25 protein-coding genes and 2 pseudogenes are annotated in these 23,131 nt (G+C 62.8%); 10 read left to right on the top strand and 17 right to left on the bottom strand.

Annotated features, from left to right (window positions below):
- Window positions 1-93: 93 nt before the first annotated feature.
- Complete coding sequence (locus AC10V3_RS23390) at window positions 94-1,026, top strand: LysR substrate-binding domain-containing protein (RefSeq protein WP_022537781.1); 933 nt, start codon at window positions 94-96, stop codon at window positions 1,024-1,026.
- Window positions 1,027-1,039: 13 nt separating this feature from the next.
- On the opposite strand, the gene rraA is transcribed toward AC10V3_RS23390, so the two are convergent.
- The 3 genes from rraA to AC10V3_RS23375 all read right to left on the bottom strand — a co-directional run bounded on the left by rraA (window position 1,040) and on the right by AC10V3_RS23375 (window position 3,565).
- The gene (gene rraA / locus AC10V3_RS23385) at window positions 1,040-1,540 is read right to left on the bottom strand and encodes a ribonuclease E activity regulator RraA (protein ID WP_490924060.1); all 501 of its coding nucleotides are present in this window, start codon (window positions 1,538-1,540) and stop codon (window positions 1,040-1,042) included.
- Between the two features lie 15 nt (window positions 1,541-1,555).
- Complete coding sequence (locus AC10V3_RS23380; protein ID WP_022537779.1) at window positions 1,556-2,548, bottom strand: Bug family tripartite tricarboxylate transporter substrate binding protein; 993 nt, start codon at window positions 2,546-2,548, stop codon at window positions 1,556-1,558.
- A gap of 105 nt (window positions 2,549-2,653) precedes the next feature.
- Window positions 2,654-3,565: a LysR family transcriptional regulator gene (locus tag AC10V3_RS23375; protein WP_022537778.1), complete on the bottom strand. Its 912-nt coding sequence runs from the start codon at window positions 3,563-3,565 to the stop codon at window positions 2,654-2,656.
- A 182-nt stretch (window positions 3,566-3,747) separates the two neighbouring features.
- Between AC10V3_RS23375 and AC10V3_RS23370 the strand changes: the two genes are divergently transcribed.
- Window positions 3,748-5,721 carry an aconitase family protein gene (locus tag AC10V3_RS23370; RefSeq protein WP_490924059.1) on the top strand — a complete coding sequence of 658 codons (1,974 nt, stop codon included), beginning with the start codon at window positions 3,748-3,750 and terminating at the stop codon, window positions 5,719-5,721.
- Window positions 5,722-5,789: 68 nt separating this feature from the next.
- On the opposite strand, the gene AC10V3_RS23365 is transcribed toward AC10V3_RS23370, so the two are convergent.
- On the bottom strand, window positions 5,790-6,254 hold the full coding sequence (locus AC10V3_RS23365) for an ElaB/YgaM/YqjD family protein (protein ID WP_022537776.1): 465 nt from the start codon (window positions 6,252-6,254) through the stop codon (window positions 5,790-5,792).
- A gap of 363 nt (window positions 6,255-6,617) precedes the next feature.
- Here AC10V3_RS23365 and AC10V3_RS23360 point away from each other — a divergent pair, with 363 nt between their 5' ends.
- Window positions 6,618-6,797: a hypothetical protein gene (locus AC10V3_RS23360; RefSeq protein ID WP_022537775.1), complete on the top strand. Its 180-nt coding sequence runs from the start codon at window positions 6,618-6,620 to the stop codon at window positions 6,795-6,797.
- A gap of 72 nt (window positions 6,798-6,869) precedes the next feature.
- On the opposite strand, the gene AC10V3_RS23355 is transcribed toward AC10V3_RS23360, so the two are convergent.
- The 5 genes from AC10V3_RS23355 to AC10V3_RS23335 all read right to left on the bottom strand — a co-directional run bounded on the left by AC10V3_RS23355 (window position 6,870) and on the right by AC10V3_RS23335 (window position 11,150).
- Complete coding sequence (locus AC10V3_RS23355) at window positions 6,870-7,331, bottom strand: ferritin-like domain-containing protein (RefSeq protein WP_022537774.1); 462 nt, start codon at window positions 7,329-7,331, stop codon at window positions 6,870-6,872.
- Window positions 7,332-7,509: 178 nt separating this feature from the next.
- Window positions 7,510-7,941: a universal stress protein gene (locus tag AC10V3_RS23350; RefSeq protein WP_022537773.1), complete on the bottom strand. Its 432-nt coding sequence runs from the start codon at window positions 7,939-7,941 to the stop codon at window positions 7,510-7,512.
- A gap of 170 nt (window positions 7,942-8,111) precedes the next feature.
- On the bottom strand, window positions 8,112-8,756 hold the full coding sequence (gene leuD / locus AC10V3_RS23345) for a 3-isopropylmalate dehydratase small subunit (protein WP_022537772.1): 645 nt from the start codon (window positions 8,754-8,756) through the stop codon (window positions 8,112-8,114).
- Window positions 8,749-10,167 carry a 3-isopropylmalate dehydratase large subunit gene (gene leuC, locus AC10V3_RS23340; RefSeq protein ID WP_041681690.1) on the bottom strand — a complete coding sequence of 473 codons (1,419 nt, stop codon included), beginning with the start codon at window positions 10,165-10,167 and terminating at the stop codon, window positions 8,749-8,751. Before leuC ends, leuD begins: the two co-directional genes overlap by 8 nt.
- 20 nt (window positions 10,168-10,187) lie before the next feature.
- On the bottom strand, window positions 10,188-11,150 hold the full coding sequence (locus AC10V3_RS23335) for a tripartite tricarboxylate transporter substrate binding protein (RefSeq protein WP_022537770.1): 963 nt from the start codon (window positions 11,148-11,150) through the stop codon (window positions 10,188-10,190).
- Between the two features lie 103 nt (window positions 11,151-11,253).
- Here AC10V3_RS23335 and AC10V3_RS23330 point away from each other — a divergent pair, with 103 nt between their 5' ends.
- Both AC10V3_RS23330 and AC10V3_RS23325 read left to right on the top strand, forming a co-directional pair.
- Complete coding sequence (locus AC10V3_RS23330; RefSeq protein WP_022537769.1) at window positions 11,254-12,174, top strand: LysR family transcriptional regulator; 921 nt, start codon at window positions 11,254-11,256, stop codon at window positions 12,172-12,174.
- A gap of 193 nt (window positions 12,175-12,367) precedes the next feature.
- Complete coding sequence (locus tag AC10V3_RS23325) at window positions 12,368-12,811, top strand: GNAT family N-acetyltransferase (protein WP_022537768.1); 444 nt, start codon at window positions 12,368-12,370, stop codon at window positions 12,809-12,811.
- A 27-nt stretch (window positions 12,812-12,838) separates the two neighbouring features.
- On the opposite strand, the gene AC10V3_RS23320 is transcribed toward AC10V3_RS23325, so the two are convergent.
- Together AC10V3_RS23320 and AC10V3_RS23315 are read right to left on the bottom strand one after the other, a co-directional pair.
- Window positions 12,839-13,177 (bottom strand): hypothetical protein, encoded by a 339-nt coding sequence (locus AC10V3_RS23320; protein ID WP_022537767.1) that lies wholly within the window; start codon window positions 13,175-13,177, stop codon window positions 12,839-12,841.
- Window positions 13,178-13,336: 159 nt separating this feature from the next.
- The gene (locus tag AC10V3_RS23315; protein ID WP_022537766.1) at window positions 13,337-13,741 is read right to left on the bottom strand and encodes a VOC family protein; all 405 of its coding nucleotides are present in this window, start codon (window positions 13,739-13,741) and stop codon (window positions 13,337-13,339) included.
- A gap of 731 nt (window positions 13,742-14,472) precedes the next feature.
- On the opposite strand from AC10V3_RS23315, the gene AC10V3_RS23310 reads away from it, so the two are divergent.
- Entirely contained in the window at window positions 14,473-15,696 is a 1,224-nt protein-coding gene (locus tag AC10V3_RS23310; protein WP_490924058.1) for a polyhydroxyalkanoate depolymerase, read from the top strand.
- Window positions 15,697-15,735: 39 nt separating this feature from the next.
- On the opposite strand, the gene AC10V3_RS23305 is transcribed toward AC10V3_RS23310, so the two are convergent.
- Entirely contained in the window at window positions 15,736-16,326 is a 591-nt protein-coding gene (locus AC10V3_RS23305) for a VOC family protein (RefSeq protein WP_051369947.1), read from the bottom strand.
- A 443-nt stretch (window positions 16,327-16,769) separates the two neighbouring features.
- Between AC10V3_RS23305 and AC10V3_RS23300 the strand changes: the two genes are divergently transcribed.
- Window positions 16,770-17,546, top strand: a complete 777-nt coding sequence (locus AC10V3_RS23300) for an enoyl-CoA hydratase (protein WP_022537763.1) — start codon at window positions 16,770-16,772, stop codon at window positions 17,544-17,546.
- A gap of 47 nt (window positions 17,547-17,593) precedes the next feature.
- On the opposite strand, the gene AC10V3_RS23295 is transcribed toward AC10V3_RS23300, so the two are convergent.
- Window positions 17,594-18,040 (bottom strand): MarR family winged helix-turn-helix transcriptional regulator, encoded by a 447-nt coding sequence (locus tag AC10V3_RS23295; protein WP_041681689.1) that lies wholly within the window; start codon window positions 18,038-18,040, stop codon window positions 17,594-17,596.
- A 357-nt stretch (window positions 18,041-18,397) separates the two neighbouring features.
- Between AC10V3_RS23295 and AC10V3_RS23290 the strand changes: the two genes are divergently transcribed.
- The 3 genes and pseudogenes from AC10V3_RS23290 (at window position 18,398) to AC10V3_RS23280 (ending at window position 20,487) form a co-directional block, all read left to right on the top strand.
- Window positions 18,398-19,309, top strand: a complete 912-nt coding sequence (locus AC10V3_RS23290; protein ID WP_454752712.1) for an NAD-dependent epimerase/dehydratase family protein — start codon at window positions 18,398-18,400, stop codon at window positions 19,307-19,309.
- Between the two features lie 34 nt (window positions 19,310-19,343).
- Window positions 19,344-19,531 (top strand): annotated as a pseudogene (locus tag AC10V3_RS23285) (carboxymuconolactone decarboxylase family protein); the annotation flags it as partial.
- A 104-nt stretch (window positions 19,532-19,635) separates the two neighbouring features.
- Window positions 19,636-20,487, top strand: a complete 852-nt coding sequence (locus AC10V3_RS23280; RefSeq protein WP_022537759.1) for a CPBP family intramembrane glutamic endopeptidase — start codon at window positions 19,636-19,638, stop codon at window positions 20,485-20,487.
- 49 nt (window positions 20,488-20,536) lie between these two features.
- Here AC10V3_RS23280 and AC10V3_RS23275 read toward each other — a convergent pair.
- From AC10V3_RS23275 to AC10V3_RS23260, 4 genes and pseudogenes are all read right to left on the bottom strand, one after another.
- Window positions 20,537-20,670, bottom strand: a pseudogene (locus AC10V3_RS23275) (SDR family NAD(P)-dependent oxidoreductase); the annotation flags it as partial.
- 11 nt (window positions 20,671-20,681) lie between these two features.
- The gene (locus AC10V3_RS23270; RefSeq protein WP_454752711.1) at window positions 20,682-21,302 is read right to left on the bottom strand and encodes a 2-hydroxychromene-2-carboxylate isomerase; all 621 of its coding nucleotides are present in this window, start codon (window positions 21,300-21,302) and stop codon (window positions 20,682-20,684) included.
- A 50-nt stretch (window positions 21,303-21,352) separates the two neighbouring features.
- A complete protein-coding gene (locus AC10V3_RS23265) occupies window positions 21,353-22,087 on the bottom strand; it encodes an SDR family oxidoreductase (protein ID WP_022537757.1) in 735 nt (244 codons plus the stop codon).
- Between the two features lie 364 nt (window positions 22,088-22,451).
- Window positions 22,452-23,027, bottom strand: coding sequence for a TetR/AcrR family transcriptional regulator (locus AC10V3_RS23260; protein WP_022537756.1), 576 nt, complete (start codon window positions 23,025-23,027; stop codon window positions 22,452-22,454).
- Window positions 23,028-23,131 lie beyond the last annotated feature (104 nt).

Genomic DNA, 23,131 nt, shown 5'->3' with positions numbered 1-23,131 from the left:
TTGGACATATCGTAAAATCACAATTTCAGACAGCAGGTATCCGATTTCCATATGTCTGCGCAGAAGCGCGATCCTCGCTCCGGCAGCCGGAAAATGTCAGTCCCGGAAAGTGCATTCCCAGCGGCAAAGGAGATCACGCTGCGGCAGATGCGCTACTTCCGCGCCGCCGCCGCGACCGGGCAGTTCTCCATGGCTGCTATCGAGGAACATGTGTCGCAGTCGGCCATTACCAATGCCGTGCTTGCGCTGGAGCAGCTGCTTGGCGTGCGCCTGTTCGACCGGCTGCCACACGGCGTGGCGCTGACGGCCGAAGGCAACCACCTCTACCAGCACGTCACGCGCATCCTGGAATCCGTCGACGATGCGCTCAGGCAGCCGCGCATCAGGCTGGACAGCATGGCGGGCAGCGTCAGCATCGCCGCCACCTATACGGTGCTGGGGTATTTCCTGCCTGGACTGCTGGCGCGATTCCGGAACCATTACCCCAACGTGGACCTGGACCTGCGCGACCTCCATCGCGCCGAGGTCGAGGAACGCATCCTCGGCGGTGAAATCGAACTCGGCATCGTGCTGCTGTCCAATGTCCCGGAACTCGGGCGGTTTTCCCATCGCACGTTGATCCGGTCGCGCCGCCAGCTCTGGGCGTCACCGGGGCATCCGCTGCTGGCGGGGGACGCGCCGTCACTCCGGCAGGTTGCGGAGTTTCCGTACATCCTGCTGACGGTCGACGAAGGCGAGGCATCCACGTTGCGGTACTGGCGGTCGAAGGGGCTTGCGCCGAACGTGGCATTCCGCACGACGTCGATGGAGGCCCTGCGCGGCCTCGTCGCGCATGGCTTCGGGATTACGGTACTGTCGGATATGGTGTTCCGCCCCTGGTCCCTGGAAGGCAAGGAGATCGAAGCCAGGCCGCTGTCCGCGTCAATCCCGGACATGGAAGTTGGCATACTCTGGCGCAAGGATGCGGAACTGAGTCCCGCGGCGGCGGCGCTGCGGGACTTCCTGATCTATGCATGCGGTCGTTGAGCCGGCCGCAAGACTACGCGCCTGGATCAAGGGACGTTTCCGCAGTCAGGATTCCGTCCGCGTCACAGTAGACATGGCTCCCCCGAGCAAAGGGGATACCCGCAATCTCGAGCGTGGCCGTTCGCTCCCCGGTTCCACGGCTCTCGCCCCGGACCGAGACAGCCCCTAGCGCGAAGACGCCGAAGTCCACCTCCGCCAACGCCAGACGGTCGCGGATGGCCCCATGCAGGATGATGCCGGCCCATCCGTTGTCGTGGCCCAGGCGCGCCATCCTGTCCCCCAGCAGCGCCACGCGCCTGGAGCCACCGGCATCGACGACAAGGACCCTGCCGTGGCCGGGCTCTGCCAGGCATGCCCGGATCAGGCTGGGATCCTCGAAGCACCGGATCGTCTCGATGACGCCGTGGAACGCGACGCAGCCGCCATAGCTGGTGAACGGACTCGGGTAGCCACGTACGCGATCGCCATGGAGGTCGGACAAGTCGCTGGTGAAGGCAGTGCGGGTCGAGTTCATTGCGCGCGATCCTCGTCAATTCAGCGTGGCGCCTGCCTGCTTCACGATCCGCGCGTGCTTGTCCAGCTCGCTCTTGAAGAACGGCACTGCCGCGTCGGCACCGGTCGCGGTCACCACCACGCCTTGCCCCGCCAGGTGTTCCTGGACGTCGCGCTCCTGCAGCGTGGCCTTGATCTTCGACTGCAGCTCCGACACGCTCTGCTTCGGCATCCCGGCAGGACCGACGATCGCGAGCCACGCGTCGAAGCTGTATCGGGGAAGCCCCGACTCGGCAAGCGTCGGCACATCGGGCAGCGTCGGAACTCGCTGCGCAGTGGACACCGCGATGGCCTTCAGCTTGCCGGCCTTGATCAGCGGCAAGACGGCCTGCACCGTGAGAAACCCGAGCTGAACCTGGCCACCGATCAGGTCGGTGGTGTAGTTGCCCGCCCCCTTGTATGGCACGTGCCGGATATCGACCTTCGCTTCACTGGCGAAGAGTTGCCCGGCCAGGTGCAGGACGGTGCCGTTCCCTGATGAGCCATAGTTCAGCTCGCCCGGCTTCGACTTCAGCAGGGCGATCAGCTCTTTTACCGTATTCGCACCCACCGCAGGATTGACGACGAGCACCAGTGGCAGCGTGCCGATAACCATGATGGGGGTAATGTCCTTCAGCGAGTCATAGGGCAGGTTCTTGTAGATAAACGGGTTGATGACGTGATTCGACGAAATCAATCCGAGGGTCGACCCGTCTTTCGGCGCCCTGACGATTTGCTGGGTACCCGGCACACCGCCAGCGCCGGCAATATTCTCGACCACCACTGAGTGACCAAGGTTCTTCCCAAGGGGTTGGCTCAGCGCGCGCGCCACGGCGTCGGCCTGCGAACCTGGCTGGGTCGGAACAATGAGCCTGACCGGCTTCGAATCCGTGGCTTGCGCGTGGGCGGGCACGTTCAGGCCGCCGAAGACGGCAAGGGTTGTCAGGGCGGCAAACGCGTTGCACGCCTGTCGAAACAGCGAAGTCGGCATTCCTTGTCTCCGTTTATTAAGTAGCACTGGGGACAGTGCCCTTTGGGACGGAGTTTAGTGTTGCGCCGCTGTCGGGCAGAGTGCTAATCGGCTGGACCGGGTATCTCAGCCTGGCATACCGTCCACTACCCCCTGTGGCTGGAGCGCGCGGATCACCGCGGCAATTGCCCGCAGCCGCGGTTGTTTGTAAGGGGCATAGATCAGGAGCTGGCGCTCGCGCCATGGCTCATCCAGCGGAATGCGAACAAAGCGGCGGGTGCCGGCATAGGCGGCGCTTGCGCTGGCTGGCAGCACTGCGATGCCCAGCCCCGCCTCCACCATGCGGCAAGCGGCCTCGAAGCTGGAGACCGCCACGCTCTGGTTGAAGGGAAGCCGTAGATTTGCCGCCTGCTCCCTCAGCTCCTGGTCGAGCGCGCCACCGGGTTGAACAACCACCAGCGGATGCTCCAGGACTTCGGCATAGCGTATCCGCTTGCGCCTGGCCGACGGATGCGACGACGGGATCACGACATTGAGCGGGTCGCTGGCAAACTGCCACGATTCGAGGCCGGCAGGCGTCTTGGCCGCGACCCCGATACCGATGTCGACACGGTCATCGAGGCAGGCGCGGATGGTCTCAGCCGTTGATCGCTCGTAGAGCGCGATCTCGACCAGCGGGTGCGCCGCCTTGAACGCGTGCAGCCGCTCCGGCAGGAACCCGATGATGGCGGACGGGCTCGCGGACAGGCGCACGATGCCGGCAACCTGGTCGCCCAGGTCTTGCACCTCACGCGCGAAGCTGGCGATATCCTCGTTCAGCTTCCGGCCCAGCTCCAGCGCTCTCGCCCCCGCATCGGTCAGGACCACGCCGGAGGGAGATCGCACAAACAGGACCACCCCCAAAGTGCGCTCCAGCTCGGCGATGCGCCGGCTCAGGGCCGACTGGGCAATATGCTCGGTTTCGGCCGCCCGCTTGATGGAACCTTCGCGAGCGGCTGCCAGGAATAGTTGAATGTTGACCGGATCGATGCGGTGCATGCTTCAGTAGGCCCATGCGAGGAAGCCGAAATGTCGCCTGATACTAACCTCCGAGCCAGCGCACTGGATACGCAAGGGTTTACCCTGATATGTCGTCGACGGATATCCGGAATGCCGCATCAGCGCTTCGGGTCCCCGCTCAACGGCAAGTAAAGTTTCCCAAAACCCCACCGGAGACTTGCATGAGCGCCCTTGAGCCATCAGGCCGCATTCTGTTCCTTGCCGACTCAGCGGCGGTCATGGAGAGACAGTTCCAGGGCCACGCGGTGACCGTGGAGGAAGCGAGTTCCCTGCGAGACGACGTCTCCACGGACGAAATCACGCCAGTACCGATCCTGACGCACTATGACGATGCGCTCGGCCGCTACCCTTATACGGGATACAAGGTCGAGGGCACACTCCCGATCGCGGCCAACGCGATTCGCGAGGGAGGCTTTTCAGTCACGGTCGCAGGCAACCGCTATGGGAAGGGCTCCTCGCGGGAACATAGCCCCGCGGCGGAAAAGCTCGCGGGCATCCGCCTGGTCATCGCCAAAAGCTTCGAGCGCATTTACCGCCAGAACGCCGACAACATCGGCCTGTTCACCTCGACGGATTTCAGTCTCATTCCCCGCCTGGAAAAAGGGGAGCCCATCGAGCTGGACACGCTCGTGGCCGGGCGCGACGCACTGGCCGCATCCGTCCTGCTGAACGGCGGGCTTCTGAAGTTCGGGCAAAAATACCTCAGCCATGTCGGTAAAGCGACCCCGGCCATGCCCGCGGGGCCGCGAACCCTGTTCGAGAAAGTCGTCCACCGGCATCTGCTCGCCACGCCTGTCACGCCGGCAGAGCCCAATCCGGGCGACGGCGTATTCGTGCGCGCCGACTGGCGCTTCATTCACGAGTACTACACCGGCATGTGCGCCCACATGCTGCACGCTACGTTCGGCAAACCGCTTCAATTGAAGGACGCCGACCATATCGTCGTCTTCGAGGATCACACTTCCTACGTATTGGAAAGCCCGGCGCACGTGCGTGGCGGCCTGGTGGATAACGTCGCCAGGATGTGCGCGGCGCAACGAGACTTCGTTCGCACCTATCACCTCAGATACCACCGGACCCTGACCGAGGACGAGTCCCGCGGCGATGACGGCAGCAATGTCGCCGGGATTTCCCACGCGATGATGGCGGAACGCTATGCCCTGCCAGGGCAGGTGATTGTGGGCACCGACTCCCACACACCCCATAGCGGGGCGCTGGGGTGCGTGGCCTTCGGCGTTGGCACGACCGACATGGCCAATGCGTTCGTGACGGGCGCGGTCCGCATGACGATGCCGCAATGCATCCGGGTCAACCTGCACGGTGCCCTAGTGCCTGGCGTCACGGCAAAGGATGTTGTGCTTCATCTGCTGGCGCAAGACGAGATCAAGTCAGGCGCCGGGGTCGGCAAGGTGTTCGAATTCACCGGCCCCGTAGTCTGCGCGATGTCGATCGACGAGCGCGCCACCTTGACGAATATGTGCGCCGAGTTGGGGGGCTTTACCGGCATTGTCGCGCCGGATGCGGAGACAGTCCGCTTCCTCGAGGAGCGCCGTGGCATCAAGTTCGTGGTCGAGCCATGGATGCGCAGCGACGATGATGCCGCTTTTGCGGCCACGCTCGAGATCGACTGCCGTACGCTCGGTCCCATGGTGGCGCGCCCCGGCGATCCGGGGAACGGCCTGCCGTTGGCGACGCTGGACCAGCGCGTGCCAGTGGATATTGCCTACGGAGGATCGTGCACGGCCGGCAAGCGGGAGGACTTCGACCTGTACCACGAGGTCCTGCACTGGGCCGTGGAGCACGGCTTGAGCGTCCCCCCTCACGTCACCCTCTACCTGCAGTTCGGCACCACCGATGTCCGGGACTATTGCAACCGCAAGGGCTACGTGGAGACTTTCAACGCTGTCGGCGCCCGCATACTCCAGCCCTCTTGCGGTGCCTGCGCCAACTGCGGCCCGGGATCGTCGGTCAGCGCGGATCAGGTGACGGTCAGCTCGATCAACCGGAACTTCCCGGGTCGATCCGGACCGGGGCAAGTATGGCTCGCCAGCCCGCCTACCGTTGCCGCCAGTGCGATTGCCGGCCAGTTGCTATCGTTTGACGAACTGCAGCAGCGCTACGCGGCGCAACGATAACTTACGTACATAGCGGGCGAACCGGGGCGGCCTGTCGAGCGCGCCCCTGGCGTCCTGGGCTCACACCTTCACTGCTCCCCGCCATGTCGATGCGAGCTGCCAAACAGTATCGCGCCCAGCAGCACGCCGACACCAAGCGCCACGCCGACAGCAGAGATCGGATTGGCGTGGACAAGCGTTTCCGCACGCTCTCGCCCCACCTCCCACTCGTTCTTGACGAGTCCGGTCATTCGACGGGCGACGTCCGCAGACTTGGCGGCCAGTTCCGCCGCGGTACGGCTGGACTTTGCCGCGCGTTCGACAAATTCCGCTTTTGCCTGCTCGAGGCTTTCTCCGGAAAGCCCGGGAAGGCGATCCAGCAGCCGCTCTAGCTCGCGCGCAAGCTCCTGCGAGGCGGCAGATTTTGCCGACGATGAAGCGCCCTGCGGGCGTCGGCTGGTGTCACCGGACGCCCGCTCGCCGAAAGTGGGCTCCTGCTGCGGGTTCGACCCGAATCCGGTGTTGTAGGTGCTTCTGGTTTCAATCTCTTCCATGGTGCTCCTCCGTATGGGAAAAACTTGCGCGCAAGGCCTGCCTTTGCACGCTGAGGAAGAGGGGTGCAGATTTCGTGCCCGGCCCGGCCGATCGACCTGACGAGCCTGCGAGCCATCAGGGAACGACCGTCAGTGGCATCGGAGCGAGGATCTGCGTTCTTGCCGGCTTACAAAATCGGTAGATTTGCGCGCCGGCATTGCTTCCGGGCCATCCACGCTCTGCCGGAAGGACCGGCTGACAGGCAGATCGAAGTGTCCGAAGCCTGGCGTTCGCCACCAATGGCATGCGCTGGCACGACGGTTGCATAATGAGTTTGGGTGCGATATTTCATCGCGTACTCATCTGGACACTGAGAGGGCATCATGAGACATCAAGCACCGCGAAGAGAGCCGCCGAACATGCGTGAAGTGCCGCCGGCAAAGCAATCGCCTGAAAGACAGGAACGCTCGACGCCCATGCACGACGAGGGGCCGGGCAAGCTCCCTCGCCAGCCGGGGCAGATCGATATCGGCAGGCTGCCGCCATCGTCGATGCAGCAGTAGCCTGATTACCAAACCCTGAATGTTGCGGGGTGTAACCTGGCGCAGACCCCGCGCCATACCCATGTGCCCGGGTCAGCCCTTGCGCGGCGCCTCCGCCGCCTGTCCGGGCTTGCGCAGCATCTTCTCGACCTCCCCCGCATGCAGCTCCTCGAGCTGGATCAACTGGCGCGCATACTCCTCCAGTGCGACGGAGCGGTCCTCGACCAGGGTGAGCAACTCGCGGTACAGCTCCAGCGCCTGCATTTCCGTCGCCAGCGACTCGCGCAGGATGATGCCGATATCGGTCGTGTGGCTGTCCAGCAGTTCGCCGAGGCCAAGCGAGGGATAGGCGCCGAGGGTCGTGATCCACTCGCCGGCCTGGTGCGCGTGCAGCAGCGACTCGTTGGCCTGCTCGCGCAGCCATGACACGATGGGAATGCGGCCGAAACCGAAGATCAGAAACGAATAGTGCGTGTAGCGCACAACACCGGCGAGTTCGGCTTCGAGTATCCGATTCAGCACGCCGACGACCTTGTCCTTGTCGATCTCGGTCATGGCAGGTTCCTCCCTGACGCATTCTGCGATAGGTGTCGCACTCGCTCACGTGCTGGGAAGCAGCTGCGCGGCTTTTCCCGCGAGTGTTCTGACGAGCACTCGCGGCGACGACGGGGGCGCGATATCCCCGTCAATGCGTCTTCATTGGCCGACCAGAACGTCCGCGGCCACAAGCACCTTAACGATAGACAAGGACAGGAATCCGGCAGTGCGTCAGCACCTTCTGCGTTTCACTGCCGACCAGCAGGCCTTCCAGACCCCGCCGGCCGTGCGATGCCATGAAGATCACGTCACACCCGTGCCTGTCGGCAGCTTCGATAATCCCCTTGTAGGGTACCGATGTCGTCATATCGGTGGCACACGTGACGCCCGCGGCCTCGGCCGCAGCGACGACCTCGGCAAGGTGAGCGCCGGCACGGGCGGCTTCCTGTTCCTCGAACGCCTTGCGCCGCGGATGGCCGGCGTCGCCTGACGACAGGTAGGGATACTCCTCCATGCACGTATAGGCCGTCAGCTTCGCGCCGCCTTCCTTGACAAAGCCGATAGCCGCCGTCATTGCCAATCTTGAAAGTTCCGAGCCATCTGTGGCCAGCAAAATGTGCTTGAACACGGTTTCTCTCCCATAGGCTTGTTGTTCACAGGGTGCCGAGCCTGTCCGCCGGGCAAGTTCAGTATGGACAAGAAATCCGTGTTCCGGGAGAGACGACGAGAGCACGGCCAGGGCCGACCGGCAACACCATGGCCGGCCGCCGGGGCCGCCAGCCCACCGGCTGCGGCCGTTCAGGTCGCACCCAGCCGGTCCCGCGTCCGCCTGGCCACATCCCTGGCCCACGGGAACTGCGCCCAGTACTTCTCGGCAAACTGCTCGATCTCCCCGCGCTGTTTCAGCGAGAGGCCGATCATGTCCAGGCCTTCGAGGAACATGCGGCGATGCCGGGCCGACAGCTCGAACGGATACTCTCCCGCAGGCGTGCGCACCCGCATCGCCTCGACATCGATGCTGATGGCGTTGTCGCTGTTCGCGTCCACGTCGTTCATCAAGGGCTCGATCACGTCGCGCGGCAGCATCACCAGCAGCAGCCGGTTGTTCATCGCGTTCGAGTAGAAGATCTCGCCGAAGCTCGGGGCAATGACGGCACGTATGCCGAATTGCTGCAGCCCCCACACCGCGTGCTCCCGGCTCGATCCGCAGCCGAAGTTTGCGCCGCCAACCAGGATGCTGGTGCCTGCATACTCGGGCCGGTTCAGCACGAAGTCCGGGCGCAACGCCCCGGTTGCATCGAAGCGGTGATCGTAGAGAATGCCCTGGGCCAGCCCGGACTTGTCGATCCCGCGCAGGAACTGCTTGGGGATGATCTGGTCGGTATCGAGGTTCTCGAAGCGGATCGCGGCGGCCTTGCCGGTGATGCAGGTGTTTTCAGACATGGGAGATCTCCAGCTTGCGGACGTCGGTGATGGCGCCGGTGACCGCCGCTGCGGCAGCCATGGCCGGGCTCATCAGGTGCGTGATGGCGCCGCGCCCTTGCCTGCCCTCGAAATTGCGATTGGTGGTGGAAGCACAACGCACGCCGTCGGCGAGCACATCGTCGTTCATGGCCAGGCACATCGAGCAGCCCGGCTGCCGCCATTCGAAGCCGGCGGCGGTCAGGATATCGGCCAGGCCTTCGCGTTCGGCCTGCGCCTTGACCGCACCCGACCCGGGCACCACCATGGCCCTGACCCCTGCGGCCACCTTCCTGCCGCGCACCACGCTGGCAACCGCGCGCAGATCCTCGATGCGCCCGTTGGTACATGAGCCGATAAAGACGTGCTGGATCGCCGTGCCTTCCAGCGCCGCGCCCGGCTGCAGGTGCGTGTATGCCAGCGCGCGCTCGACCGAGCGCTGCTCCGCCTCGTCGATCTGGTCTTCCGGGAACGGAATGCGTCCGGAAACCGGCAGCGCCTGGTCCGGGCTGGTTCCCCAGGTCACGTACGGCTCGATATCGCTGGCATCGAACACAAAGTCCATGTCGAAGCGCGCGTCCGGATCGCTTTGCAGCGTTTCCCAGTAGCGCAGCGCAGCGTCGCGCTGCGGACCGTCGATGTCCACCGCACGGCGCAGCACATAGTCGATGGCCACCGCATCCGGCGCGATCAGCGCGCCGCGCGCCGCGGCTTCCACGGTCATGTTGCACAGCGTAAAGCGCGCCTCGACGCTCAGGTCGCGAATGGCCGTTCCGCAATACTCGACGACATAGCCGCGCGCGCCCTGTGCGCCGATCGCAGCGATGATCTTCAGGATCAGGTCCTTGGCCGTCGTGCCGACCGGGAGCTTACCGTCCACGCGGATGCGCATGGTCTTTGCCATCCGGTACACCAGCGTCTGCGTCGCCAGCACATGCTCGACCTCCGAGGTACCGATGCCGAAACCCAGCGCGCCCAGCGCACCGTAGGTCGTGGTATGGCTGTCGCCGCAGATCACCACCATGCCCGGCCGGATCATGCCGTGCTCGGGCGCGATCACGTGCTCGATGCCTTGCAGCGTGTCGTTGGTGTCGAACAGCGGGATCGCGTGCCGGTTGCAGTTGTCGCGCAGGTTAGTGGCCTGCAGCGCCGAGGCGGGATCCGCGATCACGCGAATCGCCGTCGGATGCGTCGGGATGATATGGCTGACGACTGAGACGTTCTGTCCCGGGACCAGCACACCGCGGCCTTGCTCATGCAGCCCGGCAAAGGCCTGCGGGCTGGTGTACTCGTTCATCAGGTGCAAGTCGCAGTACAACAGCACGTTGTCGTCATCGATCCTGGCAACCGTGTGGGAGTCGACCAGCTTCTGGTATAGGGTCTTGTGGGTCATTGCTACTGCCTTGTCTACAGTCATTCCGCGGTGATGCCGCGCTGCTTGATCAGTCTGGCCCACATGGGCATTTCTTTTTCCAGGCGCTGGCGCGCGGCCTCGGGCGTGGTCGGGGTCGGCTCGAAGCCTTCCTTGAGCATCCGGTCCTTGTTCGCCTGCGTTGCCAGCGCCGTGTTCAGGGCGGCGTTCAGCTTGTCGACGACCGGCTTGGGCGTGCCGGCCGGCGCAAACACCATGAACCACGTCTCGAAGGTGTAGTCGGGCAGTCCCGCCTCAGCCGCGGTCGGGACATCCGGCAGCAGCGGCGTGCGCTTCGAGCCAGTCACGGCGAGCGCCTTGAGCTTGCCGCCCGTGACATGCTGCTGGGCGGCCGAAACCACCGGGAAGCTCATGTCGACCTGGCCGGCAATGGTGTCGACCAGCGCCGGGCCGCCGCCGCGATACGGGATATGGACGATGGAGACGTTGGCGACGGACTTGAACAGCTCGGCGGACATATGGAAGGTGCTGCCATTGCCGGCGGAGCCATAGGTCAGCTTGCCGGGCTTGGCCTTTGCCACCGAGATCAGTTCCTTCAGGTTCCTGGCGGGGACATTGTTGTTGACCACCAGCACATGCTGCGAGCTCGCGACCATGCCGATCGGGGACAGGTCCTTCAGCGTGTCGTACGGCATGCGTGGGAACAGGCCCGGGTTGATTGCCAGCGAAACGGTCTGCAGGCCGATCGTGTAGCCATCGGCGGGGGCCTTGGCGACGGCATCGACGCCGATATTGCCGCCGGCGCCGGCACGGTTTTCCACGACGATGGTGCCGCCCAGGCTCTTCGACCAGGCCTCCGAGACCAGGCGCGCGGCGATATCGGCGCTGCCGCCGGGGGCGTACGGCACGATCAGGCGGACCGGGCGTTGGGGGTAGGACTGGGCAGAGGCGGTGCCGATGGCGGCGGCGCAAACCAGCAGCGCGGTGAGGTGGGCAAGCTTCACGAGTGTCTCCTATGGGTATGAATCGTTATGGAATCCATCGTATCATTTACCCGAACAAACATAATTCAGCCTGCGTTACTTCTTTAGTTCTTATGATTCACCAATGGACAATTTCTCCGACCTCGCCTTCTTCATGTGCATCAACAAGCACGGAACCCTAGCCGGTGCGGCGCAGGAACTCGGCGTTACGCCGCCAGCGGTCAGCAAACGGCTTGCGGGTCTCGAGGCCCGCCTGGGCGTGCGGCTGCTGCACCGGACGACGCGCCGTATCAGCCTGACGCCGGAAGGAGAAAACTACCTGGTGGAAGGCGCACGCATCCTCGCGGAAATGGAAGCGCTCGAGCGCACCATCGCCGGCAGCAGCAGTACGCCGCACGGGCTGCTGAAGATCGGGGCAACGCTGGGGTTCGGGCGCAGGCATATCGCGCCGGCACTGTCGGCGTTTTCACGCAAATTCCCCAAGGTCGAGGTCCAGCTCTACCTGAGCGACCGCCCGCTGAACCTGGTCGAACAGGGCCTGGACGCCCTGATCCATTTCGGCGAGATGCCCGATGTGCGGCTGACCGCGCGGCTGCTGGCCAACAACCGCCGTCTGCTTTGCGCCGCGCCGTCTTACCTTGAAACGGCCGGCGCGCCATCCAGCCCGCGCGAGCTTGCGCGGCACAACTGCATCTTCATCCGCGAGGCCGACGAGACCTTTGGCACCTGGCACATGCGCAACGGCGCGCAGCAGGAAACCATCAAGGTCCGCGGCACCATGAGTACCAACGACGGCGAATCCGCGCTGGCGTGGGCGCTCGATGGGCAAGGGTTGATCGTGCGCTCGGAGTGGGACGTCGCGGAGCATTTGCGCAGCGGCGCGTTGCGGCGGGTGTTGCCGCAATGGCAGTTTTCGCCGGCGGATATCTACCTGGTGTTTCCGGCGCGGAACAACCGGCCGGAGAAGGTTCGAGCGCTGGTGGATTTTCTGGTGGAACGGTTTGCCGATCGGCGTGGGTCGGGCGGCCTGGACGGCCATTGGTAGCGATTCATCGCCGCGAGTGCCGGAAAGCCAATTCTCAAATGTAGCCCTCGTCCGTGATTACCCGTAATTTGCGGGTTTCCCCTTGTCCGTAAGGCTTGGCGAAACGCAACCGGCACGGTACTTTCGCGGTCGCAACAAAATTACATCAACGTCGCCTGTGCACGAGGGACAGCGGCGACAGGCTTCACTAGATATGATCAGAGAATTACGCATCCGCTCTGCAGCCACGGAAGATCTGGCAGCAGTCGCCAAGGTGCTTGCGGAATGCGGGTTAGATTTCCACGATATTTCATCCGATATTGACTCACTCCATGTCGCTGTCCTGAATGGCCAGATCGTGGGATGCGCAGGCGCCGAGAAATACGACGACATTGCCGTCGTCCGATCCGTCGCCGTGCTGCGGGAATACCGCCAGCAAGGTGTCGCGACACACCTGGTGAACGCTGTCCTGATGCGCGCACGCACGCTGGGAATCCGTCGCGCAGTGCTGGCGACCAGCAACTGCCCGAGCTACTTCGCCCGATACGGATTCAGCCTGATCTCGGCGGAAACCCTGCCGGCCGCGGTGCGGGCTTCGCATACGCTGAAGATCGCCGGAATTCCGCCGGGGTTGTGCATGCATTGCGAACTGAAGTAATGCAATTGCTCGACCTCTGACGCGATTTCAGCGCCCCATGCGGCGGTTGTAGCTGCGTGAAATGCGCGCCATCAACGCGGGATCGTTTGCAGCCATGCTGTCGAATTCCACCCGCACGTGGCCGTCTGCCTGCTGGTGAACACCGGCCATCACCGTCCTGGTATCCAGACTGCCGACGACCACGCCACTGACCGGGTCCTCGACGCTGATCGCCAGGCCCTGGTCGCGCATTGCCCCGGCTGCTGCGGTGAACGTGCGATCGAAGCTGGCCGGCCCCATGACTGTAAATGCGCCTGTGTCGGCCGGAGCCAATGTACATGCCGAAAGCGCCAGCATGGCGCCACTGACTATTAGTGAGAGTCGCATGGTGATGACACCTTCCGTCAGCCCCGGACCGAAAATGTACGCGTTGCGACTCTTGATGAGTTTTCCACTCGCTGATCGCTAAGACACAAGATTAGGCGACATTGGCGAAGAGACACAGCTTGCCAGGTGCGCGCCAGCACGCTGTGGCCGCCGACCCGCTCACCTGATCGGCTGCCCGATAGCAAGGAGGTTGCCCTCGCTGTCCCTGAACCAGGCACCTCTCTCGCCCACACCACCCTTGGACGGATAGTTTCCCTGAACCTCAGCGATCCCATTGACGGTCTTGAGGCCGGGAAGATCGTATTCCTCGAACGCAACTCCCCGCTGCCGCAGTTCGTTAACCGTTGCCTTGATGTCATCGACCTCCCAGGCCATTTGGGTGTGACTGCCAGAGGCCGAGCCAGCCGACTTGAAGAGCACGAAATAGCTGTTGCCGCACTTGTAGCGCAGGCCGCCGGGGCGTTCCTCAACCGGTTCCAGACCGAGCTTGCTCGAATAGAAGGATCTTGCTCGTGCGAGGTCTTGCGCCGGAATCCTGGTCGCGACGTCACTGTTCTGAAGCATGGGACACCCTCCTGGGATAACGCTGGCCACGCGGCCTATGAACCGTCTTTCCTGAGCCCTCATCGAGACGACCCAGGGCTTTCAACCTAGTCGATAGTCGCGGGCTATCCCAACCCGGTCACGAAACTTTCAAAGATTTACAAATAGCACTGCAGGTGACCGGGCTGCGTTCGGAACTTTGTAGATAGAAGATCACATCGTGCCTCCGCCCGGCCCGACATTCGCATCGGAGTGCGCCATCTTCAGACTTTCGTTGCGAAATAAATATGCAAAGCGTTGCAATAGGGTTAGATCGAATATGTTACTGAATGTAAATCGCGTAACTTAAATGCACGTCGTTCCGCTGGCATTGCGATGCAGTGTTGGTGGCTTTGAGTGGTGGGGGGAAGTCATGCAGCATTCCAGCCGATCCGCGTGCAACCTGGGCCGTGCCCGCACCGGCCGCGCCTGCCGTAACGGCAAGACCGGCGCCTCCCGCAGCCAGTCAATTCGACATCGAAGGCACCTGAGTCGCGCGCAGCACTTCCCGGTGCGCCAGCGCCACCTTCCCACTGACGCACCTGCGGCAGACGCCTGCCGCCCGTCCACCCACCTTGCACGAAGTCGGCCCTGCCGCTGACGAGCGCGCTCATCCTCGCGCAGCGCCGGCAAAGGGGCACTGGTCTCTGCCCGGTTTGCCGGCTCCGGCCTCAAAACAACACACCAACCCTATTCAAAAGGCGGGAATTGCCATGGCGCTCTATGCTCTGCGTGAACTCACGCTGCAGTCGCTCGAACCGCTCGGGGCGATGATCGAGGCAGGCTCTCGTGCAGTCAATTTCTGGGGCGAGTCGGTCGCCTGGCTTCCGGGGATCCGCGAGGCCGACGCCGCATTCGAGTTGTTCACCCGGCTTACGAAGGCCTATGGCAAACCTCGCTTTGCGATCGATGAAGTCATTGTCCGCGGGCAACGGGTGGCCGTTACCGAGACAGGGGTCATCGACGAGCCCTTCTGCCGGCTGTTGCATTTCAGGAAAGACGTGCCCTGTCCTGGTCCCCGGGTCCTGCTCGTGGCACCGCTCTCGGGCCACTACGCCACCCTCCTGCGCCCGACGGTCGAAGCATTGCTGCCCGAGCATGATGTCTACATCACCGACTGGGCCGATGCGCGCCTTGTCCCGCATGATGCAGGTTTCTTCGACCTTGGCGGCTATGTCGATTACCTGAAAAAGTTCTTGCGATACCTCGGCGCCGGCACGCATGTCGTGGCGGTTTGTCAGCCGGGGGTCCCGGTGCTCTGTGCGATCGCCCAGATGGCCGAAGACAGCGAGCAATCGCAGCCCCGCTCCATGACCCTCATCGCCGCGCCGATCGACACCCGCGTAAGCCCGACGGCGGTCAACCAGTTCGCGCAGAAGTATTCGCTGCCGTGGTTCGAGTCAAACGTCATCGAACGGGTGCCAGCCGGCTACCCGGGAAAAGGACGCCGGGTTTATCCGGGCTTCCTTCAGCTTGCAGGCTTCATATCGATGAACGTCGCACGCCACGCCGGTGCGCACCTTGATTTTTACCGTCACCTGGTCGATGGCAGGCAAAACGAGGCTGCCAGGCATCGCAGATTCTATGACGAGTACAACGCCGTGCTCGACGTGCCGGCCGAGTACTACCTGGAAACCATCCAGAAGGTTTTCCTGGAGCATCACCTGTGCCGCGGCTGCATGGAAGTCGGCCAGCGCCGTGTCTATCCCGAGGCCATTACGAACGTTTCCCTGCTGACCATCGAAGGCAGCGAGGATGACATCACCGGCCGCGGCCAGACCGAAGCAGCGCACGCGCTCTGCGCAGGCCTTGCCGCCGACCGGAAAGAACACTTGGTCGTCGATGGCGTGGGTCACTACGGGACTTTCGCCGGCCAGGGATTCCAGAATTCCATCCTGCCTGCCATGACGCAGTTCATTCACAGGTGCGGAGACTGAGCGCCTCGCCGCTGGAAACGATCAGGTCGCTGCCGCTGCTTACGCCGGCAGCTCCTCGCCCGACTGCTCCCGCACGATGTACTCCGCGTACCAGTCCGGCCAGTTCTCATCGTGCTTGCCGCCGTTGCGCTTCTCGTGCTCGCCATGCGCAACCGCTGCACGCCTGAGCGCGGCCGCGAGTTCAGTCGACGAGGTGAATGTCGTGTCCGCATTCACGCGTCCGGGCAATCGCGCAGTGACCTCCTGCAACAGCCAGCTGTTGCCGTCCGGGTCGCTGAACGTTGCGTACGAGGAGTAGGTCTGCCGCTGCGGATGCGGGCCATCCTGAGGGGGTTCACCGACGGCTCGGTGGAACACTTTGCTCACCTCGACACCGCGATCGACGAGCTCGGCGCGCGCAGCCTCGATGTCGGACACGACGAGATAGAGTCCCTGTACCGAGCCCGGCACGGCGGACGTGATTCCCGTGCCGAAGTGGATCGAACACGGCGAGCCTGGAGGCGTGAACTGCAGGACCCGGAACGCGTCGCCCTTAGGGAAGTCGGCGTCGAGCTTCCAGCCCAGCCCGCCGTAGAAGCGTTTGGCGCGATCCACGTCCGAAACGGGGATGACGACAACTTCGAGCTTCATGTCGTTCGTGGCATTTGTCTTCACAATAGAACTCCATTAACAGGGTTGGGATTGGACAGGTGCAGCCAACGTCCTTGGGGTCGGCGGCGATGCCTCGCATCCATGACGGATGCCTCGTGAAAGTGAGCGAAGCGGTCCTCGCATGCATTGACAGCGTCAGTGAGAGCGACCGTGCTTGGACTATAGGAGGCAAGGGCCTTCGCGGATAACCCGGGCCACGAGGGTTGCTGTGTTGTCGAAGCTGCCCCGACGGCGCCCTCGCATGACGCCCTGCGCCGGTCATCACATGAATCGAAATGACTGGAATGCCGGCGTAGCGCTTGGCGGTGATTGCACGGGTGACGAGACCGGCGCATCGCCACGGTTTACTTCGCACACGAAATATATATACTTCGTATGCGAAATAACCCCGTTGCTGAACGACCGTACCAAGGAGCCCAGGCATGCACACTGAAGTGAAACTCGATCAAACCGCCGGTGTACTGACAATCACGCTTTCCCGGCCGGACAAGAAGAACGCCCTGACCAATGCGATGTACGGCGTCATGGCGGACGCGATCGACAGTGCATCATCCGATCAGGAAGTGCGGGTCATCGTGATCCAGGGCGAGGGCGACTCGTTCACGGCAGGCAACGACCTCGGTGAATTCGCCGCTCAGGCCGCAGGGTCCGGACCGGCCGAACCCAATGTCGCCCGGTTCCTCCACAACATTGCCAGCACCAGTGTCCCGGTGATCGCCGCGGTACAGGGCAAGGCGGTGGGGGTGGGCACGACCATGCTGCTGCATTGCGACTACGTGATCCTGTCCGAGGATGCCCAGCTGATCACGCCCTTCATCAACCTGGCATTGGTACCGGAAGCCGCCTCGAGCTACCTTCTTCCCTTGCGCATCGGCCACGCGCGCGCCTTCGAGATGTTCGCGTTCGGAGAGCCCCTGCCTGCGGCCACGGCACTGGCCTGGGGGATTGCGAACAAGGTCATGCCGAATGCCGACGTGCAAAGCGAAGCAAGGCGGGTGGCGGAACGGATCGCGGCGAAGCCGTACGGATCCATGACCGCAATGAAGCAACTCATGCGCGACGTGGAGAAACTCGCGTCGCAGATGGGCGCTGAGCGCGCTGTGTTCACGAAGCGGCTGCAAAGCGATGAAGCGCGGGAAGCGTTCACGGCCTTCAGCGAAAAACGCCGGCCCGATTTCACCCGGATCAACGGCCGCTAGAAGGTTCCGCCAGAAGGCAGGCGGCGGCTCGCAAGAGCTGCCCTGCCCTATTCCAGGCCCGGGTCGCCTTCCGGGGACGGGAACTTGTCCTGGAGGCTGCCCAGCCAGCGGGCAACCACGTCGATCTCCGCCTTGGAGAAGCCTTCCGTCAAGCGGGCGTTCAGATCGACCAGCCCATCCCGGGAGCGCTTGACGGCTGCCCGGCCTTTTGCCGTCAGCCACAGGCGCCACACGCGCCGATCGGCTTCATCCACCTGGCGAGTGACCAATCCCGCGTGTTCCATGCGGTCGGCCAGGCCACTCAGGCCCGAAGCGCTGAGATCGAGCCCGGCCGCCACCTCGCTCATCAGCGCCCCATCCTTCTTCTCAACGTAAAACAGCAGGCCGGCCTGGGCCGCCGTGACGCCGCCAAGGCTGGTCCGCGACTGGGTCCAGCGCTGGAGCCTGCGATGTCCGACGTTGAGTAGATAGACCAGCCGGTGATCTGTTGCCATATCCGTAGCCACACCAGCCACTTGCTCCGGCCAGGCAGGCCGGGGAACTGGCGGAAAAATAAAGTGGTCACGAATATAGCACGCCCGTAAACGGCTGGAATCGCTCAGGTCATCCAGTTCGATGCCGGCTTGTGCGACTTCACGCACCACGTTCAGTAGCGCCTTTTTCCTGGCGTAAGTGCACCGGCAGCCCGTGGGACAGGTGGTACAGCGTTTCTCTTGATTCTTGGTGCTTTCCCAACGCCGGGGGCGCGGACACAATGCGGTTCACCCGGCCAGAACGCTGCGTCACTTCACTTTTGGGCGCTGTCGCGGATTCACTGCTGCGCCGTCCGCCGATCACCAAGGAGAAGGCTCATGAAGATTTTCGTTGCTGGCGCCACCGGCGCCGTGGGATTGCCGCTTGTGCGCGTGCTCTGTGCGCTCGGCCATGAAGTGACGGGCATGACCCGCGCCAGTGCGGGGGCCGACCGGCTGCGCGAGCTTGGCGCCAGGGTGTCGTTTGCGGATGCGTTCCACCCGCAGGCGGTCCGGGACGCTATCGCAACCGCATCGCCCGACGTGGTCATTGACCAGCTCACGTGGTTGCCGGCCAATCCTGCAGACATCATCAGGTCCATGCCCAACGACACACGCCTGCATCGGGAAGGCGGCGCCAACCTGCTGGCCGCTGCTGAGGCGCTGGGCGTGAAGCGCTATGTCGTCCAGTCCCGGGGCTTCTACCTGGACGCTCCGTCGGGAAGCCTTGCCGACGAGACGGCAAGGCTGCGGGTCGACGCTCCCGGCGAGATCGGCGAAAGCGCCCGCGTCATCGGCGCGTATGAAGATCGCATCATGGGCTCGGCTTCGCTGGAAGGCGTGGTGCTGCGCTACGGCTTCTTTTACGGTCCCGACACCTGGTACAGGCCGGACGGTGCCATCGCGGAGCAGGCACGCAGAGGGGAGCTGTCGGTCATCGGCGAGGGCAACGCTGTCTGGTCCTTTGTCCATATCGACGACGCGGTGGCGGCAACGGTCGCCTCGCTGACAGCCGCTGCCGGCGTCTACAACGTGGTCGACGACGACCCGCTGCCCGTGGCCGTATGGATGCCGGCTTTCGCCCGCTGGGTGGGTTCGCCGGCGCCCAACCGCGTTGGCGTCGACCAGGCGCGGCAGGCCGCCGGCGACGAAGCGGTCTACTACCACACCTGCCTGACCGGCGCTTCGAACCGCGCGGCAAAGGCGAGCCTCGGCTTCGCCCCGCGTCCCCTGCTGTGGAAGCACGCCTGAGCGGGATTGTCCCTTCAGGACCATCCTGCTCGGCTACTGCCTGGACATGCACACGCGCGACCTGGTGAAGAGAGGCGTGTCGATGGAAAGCTCGCGCTCGCGCGAGCCTGGCAGGAAGCGGGCGCTCTCTTCAGTGAACGCGAAAAGGCAGCACTTGCATGGGCTGAATCTGTGACGCGCGTCTCTATAACTTACGTCCCTGATGATGCTTTTGACGTTTCCAACAGAGCTGCCCTGACATCCGGATAGGACGCCGATCCAGCTTAGCAGGCAAAAAAGTCGAGACTGCGCGCACCTACTAACAAAGTTAATTATTCACAGGACCTATGCTTGCATTACCATGGATTGCGATATTTCTGGCAGCTCCAGCAACATGGAGCCTATCGTTTCGATGGCTGGGTCTGGCGCTGCTGGTTTTGGGGTATGGTATCGCCCTGATAAATGGGCAACTTGACCGTTTTACCGCGATCCCCATCGCACTGCTTTTCCTTGCCGCTTACGCAGTGCTACCACATCGCAAGTCTCATGTTCGATACGCCGGCCACATACTGTTTCTGATTCTTGCCATTGCACTCAGCATGCATTGGTTACCAGGCTTCCATAACCATCGGGTCATCGGCCCTGTGCGCTTCACGCCAGACGCTGTGCCCTTTACAATGTACCTCAACCTGGACAAGCCGCTGATCGGTTTCTGGCTGCTCCTGGCAGTTCCGTGGATCCGGCCACCGCATAGGCTCAGTGCGTCGTTGATATCCGGCGTCGTCGGCATGCTGATCACCGCGGCGGCCTGCCTGGCTGTTGCCCTGTCGCTCAACCTTGTCATTTGGGCGCCGAAGTGGCCTGCCGATAGCTGGCTTTGGATTCTGAACAATCTACTTCTCGTTACGCTTACCGAAGAAGCTTTGTTTCGCGGCTATTTGCAGGGCAGCCTGGAGCAGTTCCTCAAGCGCTGGAGTTGGGGAACTACGCTCTCTCTATGTGGGGCAGCTGCGCTGTTTGGCATGGCTCACATTTCGGGTGGGTGGCAATGGGTCGTGCTGGGGAGTGTAGCTGGAATCGGATATGGGCTGGCGTATCGCTTTGGCGGACTATCCGCTGCTATTACGGCCCACTTCGGTTTGAATGTGATGCACTTTTTCCTGTTCACGTATCCGATGCTAGGGAACCATGCATCGTAAAGTTGCCTCATTATTTCGAGCAAGCAATCGTAAGGCGTCCTTCAGACTCGGATATTGCTTCCATGCGAAACCGGTCGCGCGCGACGAGGACAAGGTTATGGCCGCGCCTTGCGAAGCGCTCGGCATAGGTGGCACTATGCCACTGGAGGCGCCGGTAATCACGACACTTGTTTTTTCTGTCATGGAGTTCTCCTTCAAGACCCGGCCTTCGCGTTCTGAATCGCCTCCTCCACATCCCTCAACTGATCCTTGCCGAAGAACATCTCGTCGCCGACAAAGAACGTCGGCGAACCAAATGCGCCACGTTCGAATGCATCCTCTGTATTCGCCAGCAGGATCTGTTTGACCTCGGGATCCGCAATGCGGCCCTGGAAGCCCTCCCCATCCAGGCCGGCGGCATCCAGGGCCACCGCGATGACGGCGGGGTTATCCATCTGCAAACCTTGCTCCCACATGTTCGCAAACACGGCATTTACGTAAGGCATGAAAGTACCGGTCTTCTGGGCAGCCACGGCCCCGCGCATGATCTGCAAGGTATTGACGGGCCAGAACGGATTGTGCCGATAGGCAGTCAGTCCGTGCCTGGCGATGAAGCGCTGCATCTCCAGTTGCCCAAACTCCGGCTTGTTCTTGATCCCCCCAAAAGCCTCCGCGGGAGAACGATTCCCGGTCAGCCTGAACAGCCCGCCAAGAAGCACCGGAACATATTCGAACTTGATGCCCTGGCGTGTCTCGATACTCGGGATGACTTTGTGGCTAAGGTAGGAATTCGGGCTGCCGAAATCAAAGTGGAACTGGACTCTTACGCCGCTCATGATGTCTCCTGGTGTATGACATGGTGCAATGTCTTGGGAATATGGCTTTATTACCAGCTCTCCATCCACGGACGCAGGTCAAGCTCGAAGGTCCAGGCGTCGCGCGGCTGCGAATGGAGATACCAGTAGTTCTCCGCGATATGGTCCGGATTCAGGATGCCATCCTGGTCTTTCAACGCATAACGATCCGGAAAGTTCGTGCGGATGAACTCCGTGTCGATCGCGCCGTCCACCACGACATGCGCCACATGGATGTTCCTCGGCCCGAGCTCGCGGGCCATGCTTTGCGCGAGCGCGCGAAGCGCATGCTTGGCGCCCGAGAACGCGGCAAAGTTTTCCTTGCCTCGCAGACCCGCGGTCGCGCCGGTAAAAAGGATCGTGCCTCGTTGCCGCTTGACCATCCGCCTGGCAACTTCCCTGGCGTTCAGGAATCCGGAAAAACAGGCCATCTCCCAGATCTTGAAGTACTTGCGCGCCGTTTCCTCCAGGATGGAAGCAGGCACATTGGCGCCGATGTTGAATACGAGAACGTCAATGGGACCGATCTCGGATTCAATCTTGTCGATCAGCGCGACTACCTCCTCTTCCTTGCGTGCATCCGTGCCGAACGCGTAGGCAGTCCCTCCCGCATCGCGAATCGAGTCAACCAGCGCCTGGAGCTTGTCCGCTGAACGACGCGTCACACAAGCGACCATGCCTTCCGCGGCGAAACGCCTGGCGATTGCACTACCCGTCGAGTCCCCCGCTCCGATCACAAGCGCAACCCTCTGCTCTTTGACACCCATTACCATCTCCTCGTTTGCTAAACTATCGTTTAGTAAAGAGACGGTATTTCATCCCGGCACAGGAGTCAAGGGCAACATACCCTGATGCCCCTGCAACGAGAAAGCTCGGGAGAACGCTCTGCCCGGTGCGAGCAGCGGCGAGGCTGATAGGAATGGAGGAAGAAACGCCGCGACGGCAATCGCGCGCCCGGGCTTGAATCGGGGGCATCCGCGGCGTGCGCGGTGCGCGCGGGCTCGACAACCGCGGGCGTCGCAAAGAAAGCGCGACACCTGCGGCATGCGCGCTCACATCTGCGCGCATCGAGAAGAAGCTGGAAGAGGGCGGAATCGAGCCCTGAGGAGACTGGTGCTACCGTAACTCCGCTCAGGTCTTGCCGAGGGGTTCGAGCCGTTCAATAGACCGCCCGAGAAAGCGACGGCTGGAAGCGAGGATTTGCTGCCTGGTCCGGTCGGTTTCCACCACCCGCGCCAGCAAGATGGCACCCACGCATTGCGCAAGCAACGCCCAGGCCGCATCCGGATCGTCCAAACGTTCTTTCCAACTGGCTTGCAGCTTCTTCGCGCTTCGCTCCACCGACGCCCGGACCGCCGGCTCGGCCCTCGCGATTTCCGGTCCCAGGGTCGGCAGGGCGCAACCTGACTCCGGATGCAGCGCGTGGGAGCTGCTCAGATAGCTTCTGATGCGCTTCACGAAATGATCTTCAGCCGTCTCTTCGCCTGCGAGCATTTCAGTGCTGTTGGCCAACTCCTGCTCGATGACCGCAGCGAACAGCTCCGCCTTGGAGCCAAAATGACTATAGAACGCGCCACCAGTGAGCCCGATCGCCCCCATCAAGGCATCGACTCCCGTTGAATCGAATCCCCCCTTCTTGGCAATCGCCCGGCTGCTGTTCAGGAGTCTCTCCCGCGTCTCCTGCTTGTGCGTGCTTGAGTACCGCATATCGGCTCACCATGAACGTATTAAGCAAGAATTATAGCATTACGATCGTTCAGGAAAGCGCGCTCCCCGCCAGATGCTGCGACGCGCAAGACCACCTTTTCCCA

The organism is Cupriavidus sp. PB-02 (assembly GCF_058252315.1).
This window is presented reverse-complemented; position numbering and strand designations above follow the sequence as displayed.